General features: G+C 68.1%; 13 protein-coding genes and 1 pseudogene. 10 read left to right on the top strand and 4 right to left on the bottom strand.

The annotated features are described in order from the left end of the window. The 4 genes from E6J58_02435 to E6J58_02420 form a co-directional block, all read right to left on the bottom strand. The coding region (locus E6J58_02435) for an alpha/beta hydrolase (GenBank protein TMB41920.1) at positions 1–695 on the bottom strand (695 nt) is incomplete at its 3' end. 48 nt (positions 696–743) lie between these two features. Beyond that, positions 744–1,568 (bottom strand): VOC family protein, encoded by an 825-nt coding sequence (locus tag E6J58_02430; GenBank protein TMB41919.1) that lies wholly within the window; start codon positions 1,566–1,568, stop codon positions 744–746. A gap of 83 nt (positions 1,569–1,651) precedes the next feature. After that, a complete protein-coding gene (locus E6J58_02425) occupies positions 1,652–9,550 on the bottom strand; it encodes a DUF11 domain-containing protein (GenBank protein ID TMB41918.1) in 7,899 nt (2,632 codons plus the stop codon). A 167-nt stretch (positions 9,551–9,717) separates the two neighbouring features. Further along, complete coding sequence (locus tag E6J58_02420; protein TMB41917.1) at positions 9,718–9,972, bottom strand: DUF3500 domain-containing protein; 255 nt, start codon at positions 9,970–9,972, stop codon at positions 9,718–9,720. A 96-nt stretch (positions 9,973–10,068) separates the two neighbouring features. Here E6J58_02420 and E6J58_02415 point away from each other — a divergent pair, with 96 nt between their 5' ends. The 10 genes and pseudogenes from E6J58_02415 (at position 10,069) to E6J58_02370 (ending at position 18,703) form a co-directional block, all read left to right on the top strand. Continuing rightward, the gene (locus E6J58_02415; GenBank protein ID TMB41916.1) at positions 10,069–10,383 is read left to right on the top strand and encodes a hypothetical protein; all 315 of its coding nucleotides are present in this window, start codon (positions 10,069–10,071) and stop codon (positions 10,381–10,383) included. Between the two features lie 59 nt (positions 10,384–10,442). Further along, a complete protein-coding gene (locus E6J58_02410) occupies positions 10,443–11,837 on the top strand; it encodes a cytochrome P450 (GenBank protein ID TMB41915.1) in 1,395 nt (464 codons plus the stop codon). Between the two features lie 130 nt (positions 11,838–11,967). Beyond that, positions 11,968–12,330: a hypothetical protein gene (locus E6J58_02405; GenBank protein ID TMB41914.1), complete on the top strand. Its 363-nt coding sequence runs from the start codon at positions 11,968–11,970 to the stop codon at positions 12,328–12,330. A 72-nt stretch (positions 12,331–12,402) separates the two neighbouring features. Next, the gene (locus tag E6J58_02400) at positions 12,403–12,591 is read left to right on the top strand and encodes a hypothetical protein (protein ID TMB41913.1); all 189 of its coding nucleotides are present in this window, start codon (positions 12,403–12,405) and stop codon (positions 12,589–12,591) included. Between the two features lie 149 nt (positions 12,592–12,740). Then, positions 12,741–13,541: an SDR family oxidoreductase gene (locus E6J58_02395; protein TMB41912.1), complete on the top strand. Its 801-nt coding sequence runs from the start codon at positions 12,741–12,743 to the stop codon at positions 13,539–13,541. 143 nt (positions 13,542–13,684) lie between these two features. Further along, positions 13,685–14,158, top strand: a complete 474-nt coding sequence (locus E6J58_02390) for an Rrf2 family transcriptional regulator (protein ID TMB41911.1) — start codon at positions 13,685–13,687, stop codon at positions 14,156–14,158. Then, positions 14,155–15,603, top strand: a complete 1,449-nt coding sequence (sufB, locus tag E6J58_02385) for a Fe-S cluster assembly protein SufB (protein ID TMB41910.1) — start codon at positions 14,155–14,157, stop codon at positions 15,601–15,603. Before E6J58_02390 ends, sufB begins: the two co-directional genes overlap by 4 nt. Beyond that, positions 15,600–16,391, top strand: coding sequence for a Fe-S cluster assembly ATPase SufC (gene sufC / locus E6J58_02380; protein ID TMB41909.1), 792 nt, complete (start codon positions 15,600–15,602; stop codon positions 16,389–16,391). The genes sufB and sufC overlap by 4 nt, the downstream gene beginning before the upstream one ends. Then, the gene (gene sufD, locus E6J58_02375) at positions 16,388–17,710 is read left to right on the top strand and encodes a Fe-S cluster assembly protein SufD (GenBank protein TMB41908.1); all 1,323 of its coding nucleotides are present in this window, start codon (positions 16,388–16,390) and stop codon (positions 17,708–17,710) included. The genes sufC and sufD overlap by 4 nt, the downstream gene beginning before the upstream one ends. Beyond that, positions 17,707–18,703 (top strand): annotated as a pseudogene (locus tag E6J58_02370) (aminotransferase class V-fold PLP-dependent enzyme). The gene sufD and the pseudogene E6J58_02370 overlap by 4 nt, the downstream one beginning before the upstream one ends.

Below are 18,703 nucleotides of genomic sequence, written 5' to 3'. Positions count from 1 at the left end.
CGCGCAAGCTTCGCCTCGAGCGCGGCGTAAGCCGGATCCGTCGGCGCCAGCCCCCACCGTACCCGGTAGGAATGCAACACGACGTCCGCCCAGTCCGGATTGTCGAACGACGACGCCGTCGCCGCGAACTCCTCGTCGGACATGCGCCAGCCCGGGTTCCAGATCGTCCAGATGTAGCGGGTGAAGTCACGGCGCTCTTCGCGGACCAGGGCGGCGCCGCGCTCGAGGCCCATGTACCAGTGGTACCAGTAGTTCTGCACTTGCTTGAGCGGAAGCCGCTGCGCGGGATCGTTGGTCCCCCAGCCCACCGAGAGCGCGACGCAATGGGTGATGCGCTCGGGCGCGAGCAGGGACGCGATGTAGGCCGCGCGGGCTCCCCAGTCGTGTCCCACCACGGCAAAGGTCTGCAGCTTCATCGCGTCGGCCAGCTCCAGGACATCCTGGCCGAGCGCGACGAGCTGGCCGCTGCGCGCGGTCTGCCGGGAACGGAAGCGCGTCGGCCCGCAACCGCGCAGGTATGGAACGATCGTTCGCCGGCCGGCGCCGTGCAGGGCGGGAAGGATGCGGTCCCAGGTGCGCGCATCGTCGGGCCAGCCGTGCAGCAGGAGGGTCGGGCGCCCGCGCGTGGGGCCCGACACCTCACAGGCGATCGAAAGCGAAGGCGTGCTGAAGTGCTCGAGCTCCGGTCCGCTCATTTGAACTCACCTCAGCGCGCCCGCGCCTCGTGCCGCGTCGTGCGGATACTAGCGCTGTTTCTCCAGCGGCAGCGGCTTGATGATCGCGAGCGCCGCGCCGGTCGGGTCCTGCAGCGCGCCGATCCGACCGACGCCCACGATGTCCTCGGGCCCGAACGGGATCGTCGCACCGAGCCTTCGTGCCCGCGCGATCGTCGCGTCGGCGTCCTCGACCGCGACGTACGGCAGCCAGTGTGGTGGCACACCGCTCGGCAGGTAGCTCGTGACACCGCCGCGCTCGACCCCGCCCCTGGAGAGGATGTGGTAGGTGCCGCCCGGCCCCATGTCCATCGCGCGCGAGGAGAACCCGAGGACCTTCTCGTAGAACTGGAGCGCTTTCGTCACATCGTTGGTGTGCAGCTCGTTCCACGCCCAGCCGCCGGTGGGCGGCAGCGCGTCGGCCGGATCGCCCATGGCATTCTTGAACGGGGACAGCTCGGCACCCTGCGGGTCGGCGATCCGCGCCGTCCGGCCCACGCCCGGGATGTCGTACGGCGCCTCGATCACTTTGCCGCCGTTCGCGGCGGCGGCCTTCGCCGTGGCGTCGACGTCCTCGACCGAGACGTACGAGATCCAGTGCGACGGCTGGCGGTCGTTCCTGGGCGCCGCGTAGCCGCCGATCATCGTCTCGCCGGCGAAGATCATCTCGTAGGTGAAGTCGCCCATCGGGAACGGCTTGACCTTCCAACCGAGCACCTCGCCGTAGAACGCCTGCGCCTTCTTGGCGTCCCTGGAGACGAGCTCGAACCACACGAACTTTCCGGGAAGCAGCTTGCGATCGGTCATCTGGAGCTCCTTTCTCACTCTTGGACTCCGCGGCGCGGCGGAAATCATCGGTCCGCAAGAAACGAGGGAACTCGCGACTGCGGAAGCAGTCCGGCAGGCCGGCGCGCGGAACGGATCTCGACTGCGTGGATTCAGTGCTGCGCGGCGTCGGGCTTCGGCCCGTCGAGCACGATGAACTCCACGCGCCGGTTCTTCGCGCGATTCGCTTGGGTGTCGTTGGAAACGATGGGCCGGTCCGCGCCGAATCCCTTCGCCCGGAGCCGCGAGGCGTCAATCCCGGCCGCCATGAGATGGCGCAGCACCGACTCGGCGCGGCGCTGCGAGAGCCGCCGGTTGTAGGCGGGCTTGCCACGCCCGTCGGTATGCCCTTCGATCCGGACCTTCCGGATCGCCGGCATGTTCCGCAGCACCTCGATCACCTGGTCGAGCAGAGGAAGCGAGACCGGCAGGATGGTCGCCGCGTCATGCGCGAACTGCACCTGGACGAGCAGGGCGAGGTGCCCGTCCCGCACTGCGCGCTGGAGTCCCGAGGTTGGCGCGAGAACGAGCGGTACGGTCGGATCTGGCGCCGCCTCGGCGACCGCGACCGGCGCATCCGCCGGTGCTGCGGGCTCGGCCGGCGCCGGCGCCGGCACCGGAACGTCCTGGACCATCACCGGCGGCTTGGGTATGGACCGCCGGATCGCCGGCGACGGGTCGAAGCTGATTCCCGCGAACACGCGGTACCGCGGCGTGCCGTACCCGTTCGTCAGCCCTGGCCCGCCTCCGAACGTGAACGTCAGATTGGCGGGCAGCCGCCACCGGACCGCGGCGAGCAGCTCCATCGGGCGCTCGACAGCGCCGGACTGCTGCAGTTCGACCTCTCCGGCCAGCGTGGCGAGCGCCGCCAGGCGCTGTCCCAGCCAGGAGAAGGGAAGCTCGCCGGCGAGGCCGTACGTCAGCGCGTTCCCGACCGAGAGGTTCACGAATTCGCGGCCGCGGCGGAGCGCGATCCCGGTCGATGCCGCCACGCGCACCGGCAGCGCGTTCGATTCGACCCGAAGCTCCGGAGTGAGAGTGACGCTCCCGTGGCTGAGAAAGGCGTCTCCTCTGCCCGTGGGCAGCGTCAGCGGCGCGGCAAGGGCCACCGCGAGGATCTCCGATCGCCAGAGCTGCGCTTTCGGGACCAGGCGAACGTCCCCGATCCCCTCGCCGGGAGCGATCAGCGGCCCGAGGAGGTCGTTCGAGCTGGCGCTTTGGGCGACGAGCACCGGCAGCGTCAAGCCCAGCTCGAACCTGCCGAAGAACGCGACGCTCGCGCCGAGGTGCGTGAGGGTCTGGCTGTGCAGCAGGCGAACTTGTTGGTTCGAATCCGCCACTGCCATGAGCCGCAGCGGGTCGCGAGCGTAAGAGGAGAAGATGGAAAGGTGCACGTCCAGGTGCTCGGGCACCGAGGCACTTCCCACGGAGAGGATGTCGGCGCTGCCCGCGCCGGGGTTGAAGCGGTCGGCGTTGAACTGCGGCTGCACGGGCGCGGTTTGCGCCCGCGCCGCCACCGAGGCCGCAACCGCCGCGGCGAGGACGGCCTTGCCCACGAGCGCGACCGCGCGACCGCGCGCGGAGCGCCGGCGGCAAGCACGCCACAGCCCCATGAGCGCGACCACCAGCAACGCCGCCACACCGCTTCCGTCTTCCGACGCGCAGCCCCCGGAGCCCGCTACCACCCAGACGCCCGGCTTGCCCTTGGGCTGGCATTCGCCGGCGACGCACGACGCGTTCGCCGCGCATTGTGCGTCGCTGCTGCACGTTGCCGCGCACACCGCGCCGGAGCATCCGCCCGTGCCGCAGGAGTCCTGCACCTTGCCCGGGCAATTGCCGGACCCATTGCACATCGCAGGTTCGGTCATCACGCCAGCCGAGCACGATCCGGCGCGGCACTCGACGGTCGCGCCCGGGTACGCGCATTGCGTTGCGTCGCTCCCATCGCAGGCGCCGCCGCAGGCGGTCCCGTCGGAAGCGCACGCTTGCCGCGATCCATGGGGCGCGCCGACCGCGTTGGCGCAGCTGCCGACCTGGCCGGGCACGTCGCACGCCTGGCATTGCCCGCCGCAGGCGGCATTGCAGCAGACGCCGTCGACGCACTGTCCGCTCGCGCACTGACTCGCGCCGGCGCACCGGTCGCCGTTCGCCAGCAGGGGCGTACAGATGCCGGCTGCGCAAAAGTTCCCGGAGACGCAGTCCGTGTCGGACGTGCAATTGCCGAGGCACACCTGTGGACCGCACAGATAGGGACTGCAGCCCTGCGTCTGCCGCGGCGGGCAGCGGCCGGCGCCGTCGCAGGCGGCCTGAAGGGTGGCAACGCCCGCGGCGCAGATCGCGCCCCGGCAGGCCGTCTCCGCGGCTGGATACGCGCATGCGGTCGCGCTCGACCCGTCGCAGACGCCGCCGCAAGCGCTGCCGTCGGAAGCGCACGGCTGTCGCGCTCCGTGCGGCGCGCCGATCACGTTCGTGCAAGCGCCGGCCGAGCCAGGCACGTCGCAGGCCTGGCACTGGCCGTTGCAGGCGGTCGCGCAGCACACCCCGTCGACGCACTCACCGCTGGCGCACTGGTTTGCCCCGCCGCAAGCGACGCCAGGTCCGCTTTGCGGCGTGCAGAGACCGGCGGCGCAGTAGTTCCCGGAGAGGCAGTCGGAATCGACCGTGCAGTTGCCGGCGCACGCCGTGGGACCACACGTGTTCGGGGCGCAGGAGACGTCCTGCTCGGGAGGGCACGAGCCGCTCCCGTCGCATGATGCAGCCAGCACGGCGATGCCCGAGCTGCAGGACGGATCCCGGCACGTCGTGCCGTTGTTCGGATACGTGCAGGCGGCCGGATGGATTCCGTCGCACGTGCCTGCGCAGACCGAACCGTCGGAAGCGCAAGCGGTCCGTGCATTGCGCGGGCCGCCGGCGACGGACGTGCAGGTGCCCACGCTGCCATTCTCGGCGCAAGCCTCGCACTGGCCGGTACAAGCCGTATCGCAGCAGACGCCATCGACGCAGTGTGGCGATCCGCACTGGTTCGCGCCGCCGCAGGCTTGCCCTGGCGCGAGAAGTGGGACACAGACGCCGGCCGAGCACCAAGTGCCGTTCGCGCAGTCGGAATCGGCGCTGCAGTTGCCGTTGCACGCGGCCGGGCCGCAGCTGAAGGGCGCGCACGTCTGCGTCTGCAGGGCGGGGCAGGTGCCGGCGCCGTCGCACGAGGCGGCGAGCGTGGCCGTTCCTCCCGCGCAGGAGGCGTTGCGGCAGGAGACGGAGTTGCCTGGATAGGTGCAGGCCGCCGGATGGACTCCGTCGCAGCTTCCTCCGCAAACGGTACCGTCGGACGCGCAGGCGCTCCGCGTGCCATGCGGCGTGCCAGTCGTGGCTGAGCAGGTGCCGACGCCCCCCGCGACGTCGCACGCCTCGCACTGTCCTCCGCAGGCGCGATCGCAGCATAGCCCGTCGACGCAGGGGCCCGCCGCGCACTCATGGTCGCCGCCGCAGGCGCTCGCCTGCGCTTTCTTCGCCACGCAGGCGTGGCTGCTGTCGCAGTAGTTGCCCGAGGCGCAGTCTCCGTCCGCCGCGCACGTCGTCTTGCAGGCAACAGCGCCGCAACCGTACGCGCCGCACGACTGCGTCGCCAGGGCAGGGCACGAGCCGGTTCCCGCGCAGCTCGCGGCGACCGTCTCCACGCCGTTGCTGCAGGAGGCGGCGCGGCACTGCGTCGACACCCCAGGGTACGCGCAGGCGATGGCGCTCGACCCGTTGCAACTGCCTCCGCACGCCGACCCGTCCGAGGCGCAAGCCACCCGAGAGCCGTGCGGCGCTCCGGCAGCCAGCGTCGAGCAGGTGCCGATGCTGCCAGCGACGTCGCATGCCTGGCACTGGCCGTTGCAAGCCGTGTCGCAGCAGGACCCGTCCACGCAGTGCCCGGTGCCGCATTCGCCGTCGCCGCCGCAGGACGTGCCCTGCGACTTGATGAAGATGGCCGCGATCGAGCGCGGGGCGGTGACGTTCGCGACCAGGTAGCTGCCGGCGATCACCTGCGAGGTCACGTCGACGAGGTCGTCCGTGAGCGTCGCCAGCTGGTACCCAGCGGCCGGGGCGATGGCGCACGTGGAAGATTGGCCGTAGTCAACCGGAGACGGGCAGCTGAGCGTGCCGTTCGGGCCCGAGCTGGCCGTGACCGCGAACTGATCGATGGCGAAACTCGCGGCGAGCGTGTGGTTGCCGCTGACGTTCGTGAACGTATGGCTCGCGACCGCCCCGACCGAGCCGCCGTCCACGAGCACGTCAGCGACGTGGTAGTGCGCGTCGGGTGTGATCGAGATGGCGAGGGTCCCCGCAGGCGCGACCGTCTGCGCGCCGGAAGGGGACACCGTGCCGTGCGCTCCCGCGGAGGAAGTGATCGTGTACCCGGAGATGCAGGTGCCGGAGGGAAGGCAGTAGGGGTTCGCCGGATCCTTGTTGCCGCACTGTGCGTCGGTCGTGCACGTCGCGCAGGAGTTGGTCGCCTGGCTACAGATGGGGGTCGAGCCGCTGCACTGGCTGTCGGCGGTGCACGCGAAGCAGCTGCCTGACGCGTCGCACCACGGCTGCGAGGCGTTCTTGGTGCTGCACTGCGTGTTGGTCGCGCACGCGATGCACGAACGGGTCGACGAGTCGCAGATGGGAGTGATGAGGGTGCACTGGGAGTCCGCGGTGCACTCGTTCGTGAGATCGAAGCTCGCCGCCGTCGGGGCGTTGGGCGTCGACGCGGCGACCGCGTATCGTCCGGAGATCGAGTTGGCCGTCGCGCTGACGCTCCCGATCCCGGACGCATTCGTCGTCGCCGTCATGCACCCCGCCGCGGCCGGGACGCAGGCGGAGCCGCCGCTCAGCGTCGCCGTCGCCCCGCTGGCGGGCGCCTGGAACGTGACCACCGCTCCTTGCACCGCGGCGCCAGTCCCGTCCAGGACGAGGGCCTGCAGCTGCGAGCCGAATCCCGTTCCCACCGTAGCGGTCTGGGGGCTGCCCGCCTGCACCTGGATGGTCTCGCCGCCGTCGTTCGTGAGCGTGAACGTCGCTGGCGTCGATACGCCGGACACGCTGGCGGTGACCGTGAAGACGCCGCCCGTCGCGTTCGCGGTGGCGGTAACGCTGGCGAGCCCTGAATTGTCGGTGACGGCGGTGGCTGCGGACAGCGTCGCAGTCGCGCCGCTCGAGCCGGTCTGCGCCGCGAAATTCACCGTGACGCCGGGCAGTGAGTTGCCCGACGCGTCGGCGACCACGACGACCAACCGGCTCGCGAATGCTGCGCCGGTCGGCGTCGTCTGCTGGTTCCCGCTCACGATGAAGACGGCCGCGGGACCGGTGGAGACATTCTGCAGGCGGAACGTCGCGGGGGTGGCGACGCCGGCGACCGAGGCCGTCACGGTGAAAGCGCCGACCGTGGCGTTGGCAGTCGCCGTCACGCTCGACATGCCGGATGGGTCGGTCGTGGCGCTCACGCTCGCGCCGCTCGAGGTGCCGTTCGACACGGTGCACGAGGCCCCAGAGGCAGGCACCGCCGTGTAGGTCACGGTGGTGCCGGGGATGGGATTGCCGGCAGCGTCGCGTACCAACGCGACCAGCGGCGCCGCATACTGGGTATTGATCGGAGCGAGCTGCGGATCGGTCGAGCTGCCGCCGTTGACGTAGGTGATCGACGCGGGCGGGCCTACGTTGGTGAGCGTGAACGTCGCAGGAGAAGAGACGCCGCTCACCGTCGCATTCACCGTGTACGTGCCCGGCGTGGCATTCGCGGTCGCGGTCAGCGTCGCGATGCCCGACGAGTTGGTGGTGGCGGTGCCGGCCCCCAGACCGGCGGACGCGCCTCCCGCGGACGGGACCGCGGCGAATGAGACGGTCGTGGTCGGTACCGGAGTGCCATTCGAGTCGACGACCAGGATGGCGAGGGGGCTCGCGAATGCCGTGCCGGTGGGCGCGAGCTGGTTGTTTCCCGAGTAGACGTAGACCGCCGCCGGCGCGGCGATGGCGGGCGGCGGCGCGAACGTCGCGGTGACGTTCATGTTCCCGGAGATGGTGAGCGTGCAGCTCGACGGCGCTGGGCTGGCGGTGCACGCGGCGGGCAGCCCCGTCCCGCTCCATCCCGTGAACGAGGCGCCCGCGATAGGAGAGGCGCTCAGCACCACCTGCGACCCATCCGCGAACGTCCCCGAGGCGGATCCGCAGCTCGTGCCGCAAGCGAGGCCTGCGGGCGCGGAGGAGACGGAGCCGTTCGCGTTGCCGCCGGCCTTGGTGACCGTCAGCGTGCGGGGCGTCCCGACGAAAACGGAGACGGTCGAGCTGTTGTTGGTGAGGTCGGGATCGGTAGTCCCGCTCGGCGCCGAGGTGCCCGCGGTGTTGACCATCGTCCCCGAGGCGCTCGCCGAGATGGTGCCGAAGACCTTGATGGTGATCTGCCCGCCGCCGGCGCCGCCGTTGAATCCGAGGCGCGGCGAGAGCGAGATGGAGTTGCCGGTTCCGTTGAGGTTCGCCTGCCCGCCCTGGTCGCGGCACTTCGTCGTCGCGTTTCCGCCGGTTCCGCTGCCGGTTCCGCTGCCGAAGGTCAGTACCGTGCAGGCCCACGTCACGCTGGTGAGCTGCGATGGGATCACGTCGGTGAACGTGACGCTGCGCCCGAGCGAGGAGCGGATCTGGTCCGTGGTGCTGTTGTTGGTAATCGTGATCGTGTAGAGCGGGTTGTTCGCCCCGCTGGTGAACGTGGCGCCCGGTTGCACCGCGGCGACGCTCGCGGTCTTCACGACCACAATGTCGGCGTAGCGCGTGGTCGACGCGTTGACCGCGGTCGTGACCTTCGCGCCGAGGAGCGTCGGCGCGTTGACTGAACCGATCGAATAGTTTCCGTTGACGATGCTGCCGGTCGCCGTAGCCGCGACGTTGACGGTGACGGTAAAGCTGCCCGACGCCCCAGGATTCAGCGTCCCAAGCGGGCACGAGATCGTTCCTGCGCTCCCCACCGCCGGCGTCGTGCACCCGGTGATGCCAGACACCGAGGCGAAGGTGGTATTGGGAGGGGTGACCTGATCGACGTGCGCACCGAGCGCCGCCGTTGTGCCGCCGTTCGCATACCGCAGCGTGTAGGTCAGCGTGGCCCCGGCGTTCACGGACTGCGGAGCGCTGGCGGACACGTAGGGTCCTGGGACCGTCGAGCCCATACCGTCGAGGTAGACGCGGCCGAAGTGACCGCCGAGCGAGCAACCCGAGGCGACCACCGTGAGCTGGACCTGGTCGCCGGCGGAGAGCGCGGAACTGACCGGGGCGATGTCGACGAGGGCCCAGTCGAGCCACTGGGTCGCATTCCCCGTGGCGATGCTAGTGGTGGTGTGCCACGGGACTCCCGTTTGCCCGGCGGTGTTGAAGCCCGTGTAGAGGGTCGTGCCGCGCGTCAGGTTGAGCAGTTCGACGTAGAAGTAGGGCTGTTGATTGAACGCATGCGACGGGTTCTCCAGCACCGGCGCGATGGCGAACCGCACGTGGATCTGCCCGTCGGTCGGGTCCACGTCAGCGAGGCCCACCGTCATCGACTGCTTGAGCACGTTGGCGTTCTTGTTCTTTCCGTACGTCGTCGCATCCTTGTAGTTGAGCCGCGCGGCACGCTGTCCGTAGAGGGGAAACCGGAACGTCTGCCCGGTGCCGAGATCGGGGTCGGCCTGCGTCAGCGCCGTCCCGCCGACGACATACGTCGCGTTGACGCCGGTGCCGACCCCGGACAGGTTGAGCGCCGAGAAGCTCGACGGGGGCGCGCTCGCGGTTCCGCTCACGCCATTTGCGTTCAGATAGTTGAGCAGCGTCCAACCCGAGGGCGGCGTCGTCCCGATCGGGTCGTTTTCGAAATCGCCGTTGATGAAGACGAAGCGCGGCCTGGGAGCCGCGTGGAACGGAACCGCGTCTTTTTGCGATCCGCTCCCGCACGCCGCGAGGATGCCCAGCGCGAGCAGCGCCAGGACGCGTCGACGAGTGGCAGGCGGCACCAAGCCGTTGCTCATTTCTCTCCTTGTGCGGCGGGTCCCCCGAGGCTCGACACTCGCGGTCGCGTCAACTCAAGTCCAATAATGAGCAATCGGGCGAATGGAGGCGGCGGGTATGTGCTTCTGCGCACCGTGTGTACGCTGCCGTGTCCGAGCCTTGACTACGGATGCAGCGAGCGACACGCCTACGGCGTCTGCGTGTTGTCGTGCTCCACGAGAAGCCGCGTCCCGTGCAGCCTGAAGTAGTGCGCGTGAGCCGCCGACTCGACGGGGCCGGCCCACGCGAAGTGGATCGCGCCGAGGTCCGCCTCGCGGATGCGGGCCGCGACGGGACCGGCGGTCTGGATCAATTGCGCCTGGCGCTTGGCGGGCCGAACACTCGCGCGCACGCGATGTCGATTTCTTCGCGCCGGCCGCGGTAACCGGTTAGACCCCACGATCCGCTGAGCACACGTGCTCGCGCCTCGGGTCTTCTGAACTAAGTCAGATCATCCCGATCTCCTGAAGACTTAGTCATCAGCAGCCCGGAGGCGAAAATGTTCGCTAGAAATGTCCGCATGCAGCTCAAGCCCAACAGCACCATGCAGTTCACGCAGACCCTCGAGAAGGAAGTACTTCCCGTACTTCGCAAGCAAGAGGGCTTCCAGGACGAAGTGGCCTTCATCGTACCCGGCGGAACGGAAGCGGTCGCGATCAGCTTCTGGCAGTCGAAGGAGAACGCGGAGGCCTACAGCCGCTCTGCCTATCCGGAAGTGCTGAAGGCGCTGGGCAAGGTCGTCGACGGGACTCCTCAGCTTCAGACGTACGAGGTTTCCAACTCGACCATCCACAAAATCGCCGCTCGAGCGTAGCCAGCACTCGTTCGTCGGAGGGCGGTCAAGGCGGCCGCCCTCTTTTTTTTTGCCAGGAGATGTGCCGCCAGCAGCCGCTGGGCAATCCGTCGCCGTTGCAGTACATCGCGCGCGGGGGCATTCGCATGGCCGACACAAATTCCCGCCAACCACCGCGCGAGCTGCCGGCGCGCTTCTCCTTGCCGCTGATCGGCGACACGCTCGCGTTCGTGCGCGACCCCGCCGGCTTCCTGCAAAAGCGCGCCCGCGAGCTGGGTCCGGTCTTCCGCATCGACGTCTTCGGCGCGCCCACCGCGTGCTTCGTCGGTCCCGAGGCCTTCGCCTTGGTCCTCGACGACAAGAACGTCGCCCGCGCCGGGGCGAACCCGCCGCACGTCGAGGAGTTGTTCAACCCGGAGGCCGTCCCGTTCCTGGACGGCGAAAAGCAGCGGCGCCGCAAGCGGCTCCTGATGCGAGCCTTCACCGCCGACGCGCTCGAGGAGTACTTGCCTACCATCGAGCAGGTCATCGATCGGTACGCGAACCGCTGGGCCGGCCTGGGCCGATTCGCCTGGGTGCCGGAGTTGAACGCGATGGGCTTCGCCATCGCAGGGTCGTTGTTCATCGGCGCCGACCCGCAGTCCGGCGATCCCCGCATCGAGGCCGCCTTCGATCGCTTCGCCGCCGGCCTCCTCTCCCTGCCTCTACGCCTGCCATTCACGCCATTCACGCGCGCGCTCCAGGCGCGCAAGTTCCTGCTCAGCCTCATCGACCGCGCCATCGATGAGCACGAGCGTAGCCCCCGCAAGGACGTGCTTTCCCGCCTGCTCGCTGCGCGCGATGGCGGCGACAAGCTCACCCGCGACGAGGTGCGCATCGAGACCTTCCACTTCTTCGGGGCCTACGCCGCGGTCATCGGCGGCCTCTCGTTTCTCGCACAGTGTCTCGGGCGCTACGCGGAAATCCGCGCTCGCGCGCGTGAGGAGATCCGGCGTCAGGCGCCGTCGGGTGCGCTGGACATGGCTGCGATCCGCAAGCTCGATTACCTGGACCGCGTGTGCAAGGAATCCCGCCGGGTCGCGCCGGTGCTGCCGATCACATTCTTCGGCAAGGTGATGCGCGAGTGCTCGTTCGACGGCGTGCGCATTCCCGTGGGGCACAAGGCGGTGGGCTGCATCGGCCCCACGCTGCTCGACGGCGGCATCTTTCCCGACCCAGGGCGATTCGATCCGGACCGCTGGCTCAACGCGACCGACCGGCAGGAGAAGGCATGGATCCCGCACGGCGGCGGCATCCACGCCGAGGGCCACCGCTGCGCGGGCGAAGCCCTGGCCACCCTGATGCTCAAGGTCTTTGCGGTGCGGATGCTCCGGCGCTTCGACTGGTCGGTCGAGAACCAGGACCTGTCGCCGACCAAGGGAAAGATCTTCGCGACGCCGGCCAGCGGACTTCAGGTCGGGTTGAAGAGCTTGTGACAGACTGCGCTCGGCATGGCGCTTCCTCTCGATCAGATTACGACGAGTGGGGTCCGCGGTGAGCCGCGCCCTACGCGAACCTATATCGACGCTTACCGACGCACCCGGCTGGGCGAGTTAGAAAATAAACATGGGGGATCCCGTGACGGGACTGCTGATCGCGCTCGGCCTCGACCCGATCGCATTCGTGGTCTCGCTCGGCCTCGCCATCGCGACCACCGCTCTCACGTCGTTCATGCTGTCCGCGCCGGCGCGTGGAAGACTCTGGGCGGCCGTCCTGCTCATCGGAGGATCGCTTCTGCTGGCCGACCGCGTCCACGCACAAAGACAGGAGCCAGCGGTCATCATCCTTTGCGCATCCGGCGGCGTCAGCCGACTGAATGACGGTGGATTCCTTGCCTCCGGCGGCACCTGCGTCCTGCACGACAGGGAAGGTGGACACGCTTCAGCGGACTCCATCGTCGTGTACGACAGCTCATTGGGCTCGCCCTAGCTTTTGACTGGCCGCCGCGGCCGCGCGCATCTCGTTACGTGCGGTTCGGAGGAAAGGGCGTATGCTGTCGGGATGCAGGATGAGATCGTCATCGACTTTCGCCGTACCCAGCTCCTCGCCGTGAACGCCAGCCTCACCGATGCGGGGAGGGCCCTGTTCCGCGCCTCGCGCATCACGTCGGCATTCGCCAGCGAAGTTCGCGCACTCCTCGCAGCCGTCGCGGATCTCGAGCGCCGCGTGCTGGCGGATGCGGAGAAGTAGCGCACGGCGTGGTGTGCTGAAGCAGCTCGAGAACCGAGACCTGCGCTTGACCCGCTAATGCGCGGGGAGTAAGGCGCAAATCGCGCGAGGCAGCCGCCCGGCAGCAACCGCGGCAAGTCCACCTGTTCCGGCTCGTTGAGGAGGTCGATATGCCCGATGCGACATATGCCCTGATCACCGGAAGCTCTCGTGGCATCGGTCGAGGGATTGCGTTGAAGCTGGCGGAGCAGCGCGTGAAGATCGCCATCCACTATTACAAGAACGAGCGTGCCGCCAACGACACGCTTGCCGAAGTCCGCAGACGCGATTCTGACGGATTCATCGTGCAGGCCGATGTAACGCGCCCCGAAGAGATCAAGCAGATGTTCCGCAAGGTCCACGGGCAATTCAGGAAGCTCGATGTCTTCGTGAGCAACGCACGGCCTGAGATACCTGCCTTCTTCCAGGGTCCCACGCAGATCACCCTCGAGCAATGGGACGCGGCGTTCGATTCTCAGGCGAAGGCGTTCCTCGTCGGGGTGCGCGAGGCGATTCCACTCATGGGTACTGGAGGCAGGATCCTCGCCCTTACCTACGCCGAAGGGAGCCGCACAGGCGGCCTGCAACCCTGGGTGGGCATGGGTTCGGCCAAGGCGGCGCTCGAGTCGCTGGTGCGTTACTTCGCGGTGGCACTCGCGAAGCGCGGGATCACGGTGAACGCGATCAGCCCAGGGTGGACGGAGAACAGCGTCCTGAACACGCTGCCATCCCAGGCCCAGGATCTCATCCGGAACTGGCACGTGCGCGGATGGACACCGATGGGGCGGTTGGGAACGCCGGAAGACGTGGGCAATGTCGCTGCGCTCATGTGCTCCGAGCAGGCCGCCTGGATCACGGGACAGATCATCTACGCGGATGGGGGTGCCTCGTTGATGAATCCCGGGGTCCCTCCCGAGATACAACTGGGTTGAGGCGCATGGCATGCCGGCGCTTGGCGAAGGACCTGCCAAGCGTGCATGCCGCGCCGCATCACCGAGGCCAGATAAACTTGACTTAATTGTATGGTTTCGTTACGCCACCTACCGGGCCCAGAGAGGGCGCCGCAGGGGCGAAGATGAGGCTCTCAGCACAAGAAGAATACGGGCTTCGTTGCCTGCTCCAGGTGGCGCGGGGGCAAGAGGGGTCCATGACGACCCCCGAGATCGCCGAGCGGGAGGGCTTGAGTCAGGCCCACGTGCACAAGCTGATGCGCCTGTTGCGGCGCGGCGGGTTGGTGAAGAGCGTCCGCGGCCGCAAGGGAGGCTACCAGCTCGCCAGGCCGGCGGAGCAGATCAACGTCGGCACGGTACTCGCCTCTCTTGGCGACAGCTTTTATCCCGCCGGCTTCTGCGACCAGCACAAGGGCGTCGAGCGCACCTGCGTGCGGAACAGCGACTGCTCGATCCGCTCGCTGTGGATCGCGGTCGACCAGGCGGTGCAGCGCGCGCTGCAGAGCACGAAGCTCAGCGACCTGCTCCGCAGCGAGCCGGAGATGGCCGGCTTCATCCACTCGCATCCGGAGCTCTTTCCATTGAGGACGGTCTCGTGAGCACTACCGCAAAAGCGCTTCAGGAACTGACCTCCCGCCAGTACAAGTACGGGTTCGTCACCGACATCGAGACGGACACCGTTCCTCGCGGGCTGAGCGAGGACGTCATCCGGCTCATCTCGGCAAAGAAGAACGAGCCGGAGTTCATGCTGGAGTGGCGCCTGAAGGCATTCCGCCACTGGCTCACCATGAAGGAGCCGCGCTGGCAGAACGTGCGCTATCCGGCCATCGACTACCAGGACATCGTCTACTACTCGGCGCCGAAGCCGAAGGGGCAGGGGCCGAAGAACCTCGAGGAGGTCGATCCCGAGCTGCTCAAGGCCTTCGACAAGCTCGGCATCCCCTTGGAGGAGCAGAAGCGGCTGTCCGGCGTGGCAGTGGACGCCGTCTTCGACAGTGTCTCGGTGGCCACCACCTTCAAGGAGAAGCTGGCCAAGGCGGGCGTCATCTTCTGCTCGTTCTCCGAGGCGGTGCAGAACCATCCGGAGCTGGTGAAGAAGTACCTCGGGTCGGTGGTCCCCTACTCGGACAACTTCTTCGCCACGCTGAACTCGGCCGTCTTCAGCGACGGCTCCTTCGTCTATGTCCCCAAGGGCGTGCGCTGTCCGATGGAGCTTTCGACCTACTTCCGCATCAACGCCGAGAACACCGGCCAGTTCGAGCGCACGCTGATCATCGCGGAGGAGGGCGCCTACGTCAGCTACCTCGAGGGCTGCACCGCGCCCATGCGCGACAAGAACCAGCTCCATGCGGCGGTGGTCGAGCTCGTCGCGCTCGACAAGGCGCAGATCAAGTACTCGACGGTGCAGAACTGGTATCCGGGCGACGCGCAAGGCCGGGGCGGCATCTACAACTTCGTGACCAAGCGCGGCGCGTGTCGGGGCAAGGGCTCGAAGATCTCCTGGACGCAGGTGGAGACCGGATCGGCGATCACCTGGAAGTACCCGAGCGTCATCCTGCAGGGCGACGACTCGGTCGGGGAATTCCACTCGGTAGCCCTGACGAACAACTACCAGCAGGCGGACACCGGCACGAAGATGATCCACATCGGCAAGAACACGCGCAGCACCATCCTCTCCAAGGGGATCTCGGGCGGCCACGGGCAGAACACCTACCGGGGCCTGGTGAAGATCCAGAAGGGCGCAACCGGAGCGCGCAACTACACCCAGTGCGACTCGCTCCTGCTCGGCAGCGACTGCGGGGCCCACACGATGCCGTACATCGAGGTGAAGAACACCTCCTCGCAGGTCGAGCACGAGGCTTCCACCTCGAAGATTGGCGAGGACCAGCTCTTCTATTGCACGCAGCGCGGCATCTCGCAGGAGGACGCGGTCTCGATGATCGTCAACGGCTTCTGCCGGGAGGTCTTCAAGGAGCTGCCGATGGAGTTCGCGGTAGAGGCGCAGAAGCTCCTCAGCGTGAGCCTCGAGGGGAGCATCGCATGACGACGCGGAACGCCCCGATCCTCCGGATCAAGAACCTGCACGCCAAGGTGCGCGACACGGACAAGGACATCCTGCGCGGCATCGATCTCGAAGTCGGCGCCGGAGAGGTGCACGCCGTCATGGGCCCGAACGGCTCGGGCAAGAGCACGCTCGCGCAGGTCCTCGCCGGGCGCGAGACCTTCGAGGTGACCAAAGGCGAAGTCCTCTACGAAGGAAAGGATCTGCTCGCCCTCTCCCCCGAGGAGCGCGCCGTGGCGGGCATCTTCATGGCCTTCCAGTACCCGGTGGAGATTCCCGGCGTCGGCAACCTCTATTTCCTGCGGACCGCGCTCAACGCGCTCCGCAAGCGCAGAGGCGAAGAGGAGCTGGACGCGATGGATTTCCTCGCGCTCGCCAAGGAGAAGATGAAGCTGGTGGCGATGGACCCGAGCTTCACGGGCCGCTCGGTCAACGAGGGGTTCTCCGGCGGGGAGAAGAAGCGCAACGAGATCTTCCAGATGGCGGTGCTCGATCCCAGGCTCGCCATCCTCGACGAGACCGACTCTGGTCTGGACATCGACGCGCTCCGCACCGTCGCCAACGGCGTCAACAGCTTGCGCAAGGAAGACCGCGCGATGATCGTCATCACCCACTACCAGCGGCTCCTCAATTATATCGTCCCCGACCGCGTGCACGTGATGAGCAACGGCCGCATCGTCCGATCCGGCGACCGGGAGCTGGCGGTCGAGCTGGAGCAGAAGGGCTACGCGCTGGTCGAGCCGCCTGTGCGGCAGGAAGCAGGGAGATGACGGACTTTGCCCGCAGCCTGCGCGCGAATTTCAAGCTGCTCGACGGAGGAGCCGGGCGGATCGGTCTACTCCGCCAGGCGGCGTTCGCGCGTTTCGCCGAGCTGGGGCTCCCTACGACGCAGGACGAGGACTGGAAGTACACAAGCCTTGCTCCGCTCACGCAGATCCAGTTCGCCCCTCCCGAGGAGGCGAGGCCGCCGACTCTGGAGCAGCTCGACCGTCTGGCCGGAGTTTCGCCAGGGGACGCCGCCATCCGCCTCGTGTTCGTCGACGGCCGTTACCGCGCAGAGCTTTCGTCGCGCGGAACCAGCACCGGTGGCGCATACATCGGGGGCCTTGGTACCGCGCACGCTGAGCGGCCGGAATTCGTCGAGCGGGAACTGGCCCGCCACGCCGATTACCAGCGCGACGCGCTGACGGCGCTCAATACCGCGTTCATCGAGGACGGCGCGTTCATTCATCTGCCGGCCGGGGCGATCCTGCAGGCGCCGATCCATCTCCTTTTCGTCTCGACCGCGCACAGGAAGCCGACCCTGTCTCAGCCGCGAAACCTGATCGTGCTTGGCGCCGGCAGCCAGGCCACGGTGATCGAGACCTGGGCCGGCCTCTCCGACGAGGTCTACTTCACCAACGCCGTCACTGAGGTTGTACTCGGCGACAACGCGCAGCTCGATCACTACAAGCTGCAAGAGGAGGGCGCGCGCGCCTTCCACATCGCGCTCACCCAGGTCCAGCACGGCCGGGACAGCCGCTTCAACTCCCATTCGGTCGCCCTCGGCGCCGCGCTCGCGCGGAACGACGTGCGCGCGCTCTTCGCCAGAGAGGGAAGCGAATGCACGCTGAACGGCCTCTACATGGCGACCGGCAAGCAGCACCTCGACAACCGCACGTTGATCGATCACCAGAGCCCGCGCTGCACCAGCCGCGAGCTGTACAAGGGCGTGCTCGACGGCCAGTCGCGGGGCGTGTTCAGCGGAAGGGTGCTGGTGCGACACGACGCGCAGAAGACGGACGCCAGCCAGACGAACAAGAACCTGCTCCTCTCCGACGAGGCGGTCGTCGACACCAAGCCGCAGCTGGAGATCTTTGCCGACGACGTCAAGTGCGCCCACGGGGCCGCCGTCGGCCAGCTCGACGAGGACGCACTCTTCTACTTGCGGTCGCGTGGAATCGGCCAGGAGGCGGCGAAGAGCCTGCTCACCTACGCCTTCGCCAGCGAAATGGTGAACCTCATCCCGCTCGCGCCGCTGCGGGCGCGGGTGCGGGAACTGGTGACCTCGCGGCTGCCGGAGTGGGAGAAGCTGAAGGAGGTCGCATGACGGCCGAGGCCTTGCGCGAGGGAGGCCGGGTCGCGCCGCTGGACGTCGAGAGGGTTCGCAAGGACTTCCCGGTCCTCGACCAAGAGGTCCGCGGGAAGCCGCTCGTCTATCTCGACAGCGCGGCGACCAGCCAGAAGCCGCGTGCGGTGATCGACGCGATCGCGCGCTACTACCTGGAGGACAACGCCAACGTGCACCGCGGAGTCCATCTCCTGTCCGAGCGTGCCACCCTGGCGTATGAGGCGGCTCGCGAGAAGGTGCAGCGCTTTATCAATGCGCGGCACGCGGAAGAGATCATCTTCGTTCGCGGCACCACCGAGGCGATCAACCTGGTCGCGCAGACCTACGGCCGCCGCCGCGTCCGCCCGGGAGACGAGATCCTCATCACCGTGATGGAGCACCACTCCAACATCGTCCCCTGGCATGGACGACGACGGCCAGCTCGTGCTCGACGAGCTGGAGCGCCTGATCGGGCCGCGCACGAAGCTGGTCGCCCTGGGCCATGTCTCCAACGCGCTCGGCACCATCCATCCCGTCCACCGCATCGTCGAGATGGCGCACCGGAGGAAGATCCCCGTGCTCCTGGACGGGGCGCAGGCCGTGCCGCATCTCGCCGTCGACGTTCAGGCGCTGGGCTGCGACTTCTACGCTTTCTCGGGGCACAAGCTGTTCGGGCCGACCGGGATCGGCGTTCTCTACGGCAGATCGGAGCTGCTCGAGGAAATGCCTCCCTGGCAGGGCGGAGGCGACATGATCAGCTCGGTCACCTTCGAGAAGACCACCTGGAACAAGCTCCCCTACAAGTTCGAGGCGGGCACGCCCGACATCGCCGGGGCGATCGGGCTCGGGGCGGCCATCGACTACGTGAGCGCGTTGGGCCTCCCTGCGATCGCAGCTCACGAGCACGATCTGCTCGCCTACGCCACCGAGGCGCTGCGTGAGGTCCGTGGGCTGCGGCTCATCGGCACCGCGAAGGAGAAGGCGAGCGTGCTC

This window comes from Deltaproteobacteria bacterium (assembly GCA_005879535.1).
GTDB lineage: Bacteria > Myxococcota > Myxococcia > Myxococcales > 40CM-4-68-19 > 40CM-4-68-19.
The sequence above is the reverse complement of the archived record's forward strand: the minus strand, read 5'-3'. Positions and strand labels throughout refer to the sequence as shown.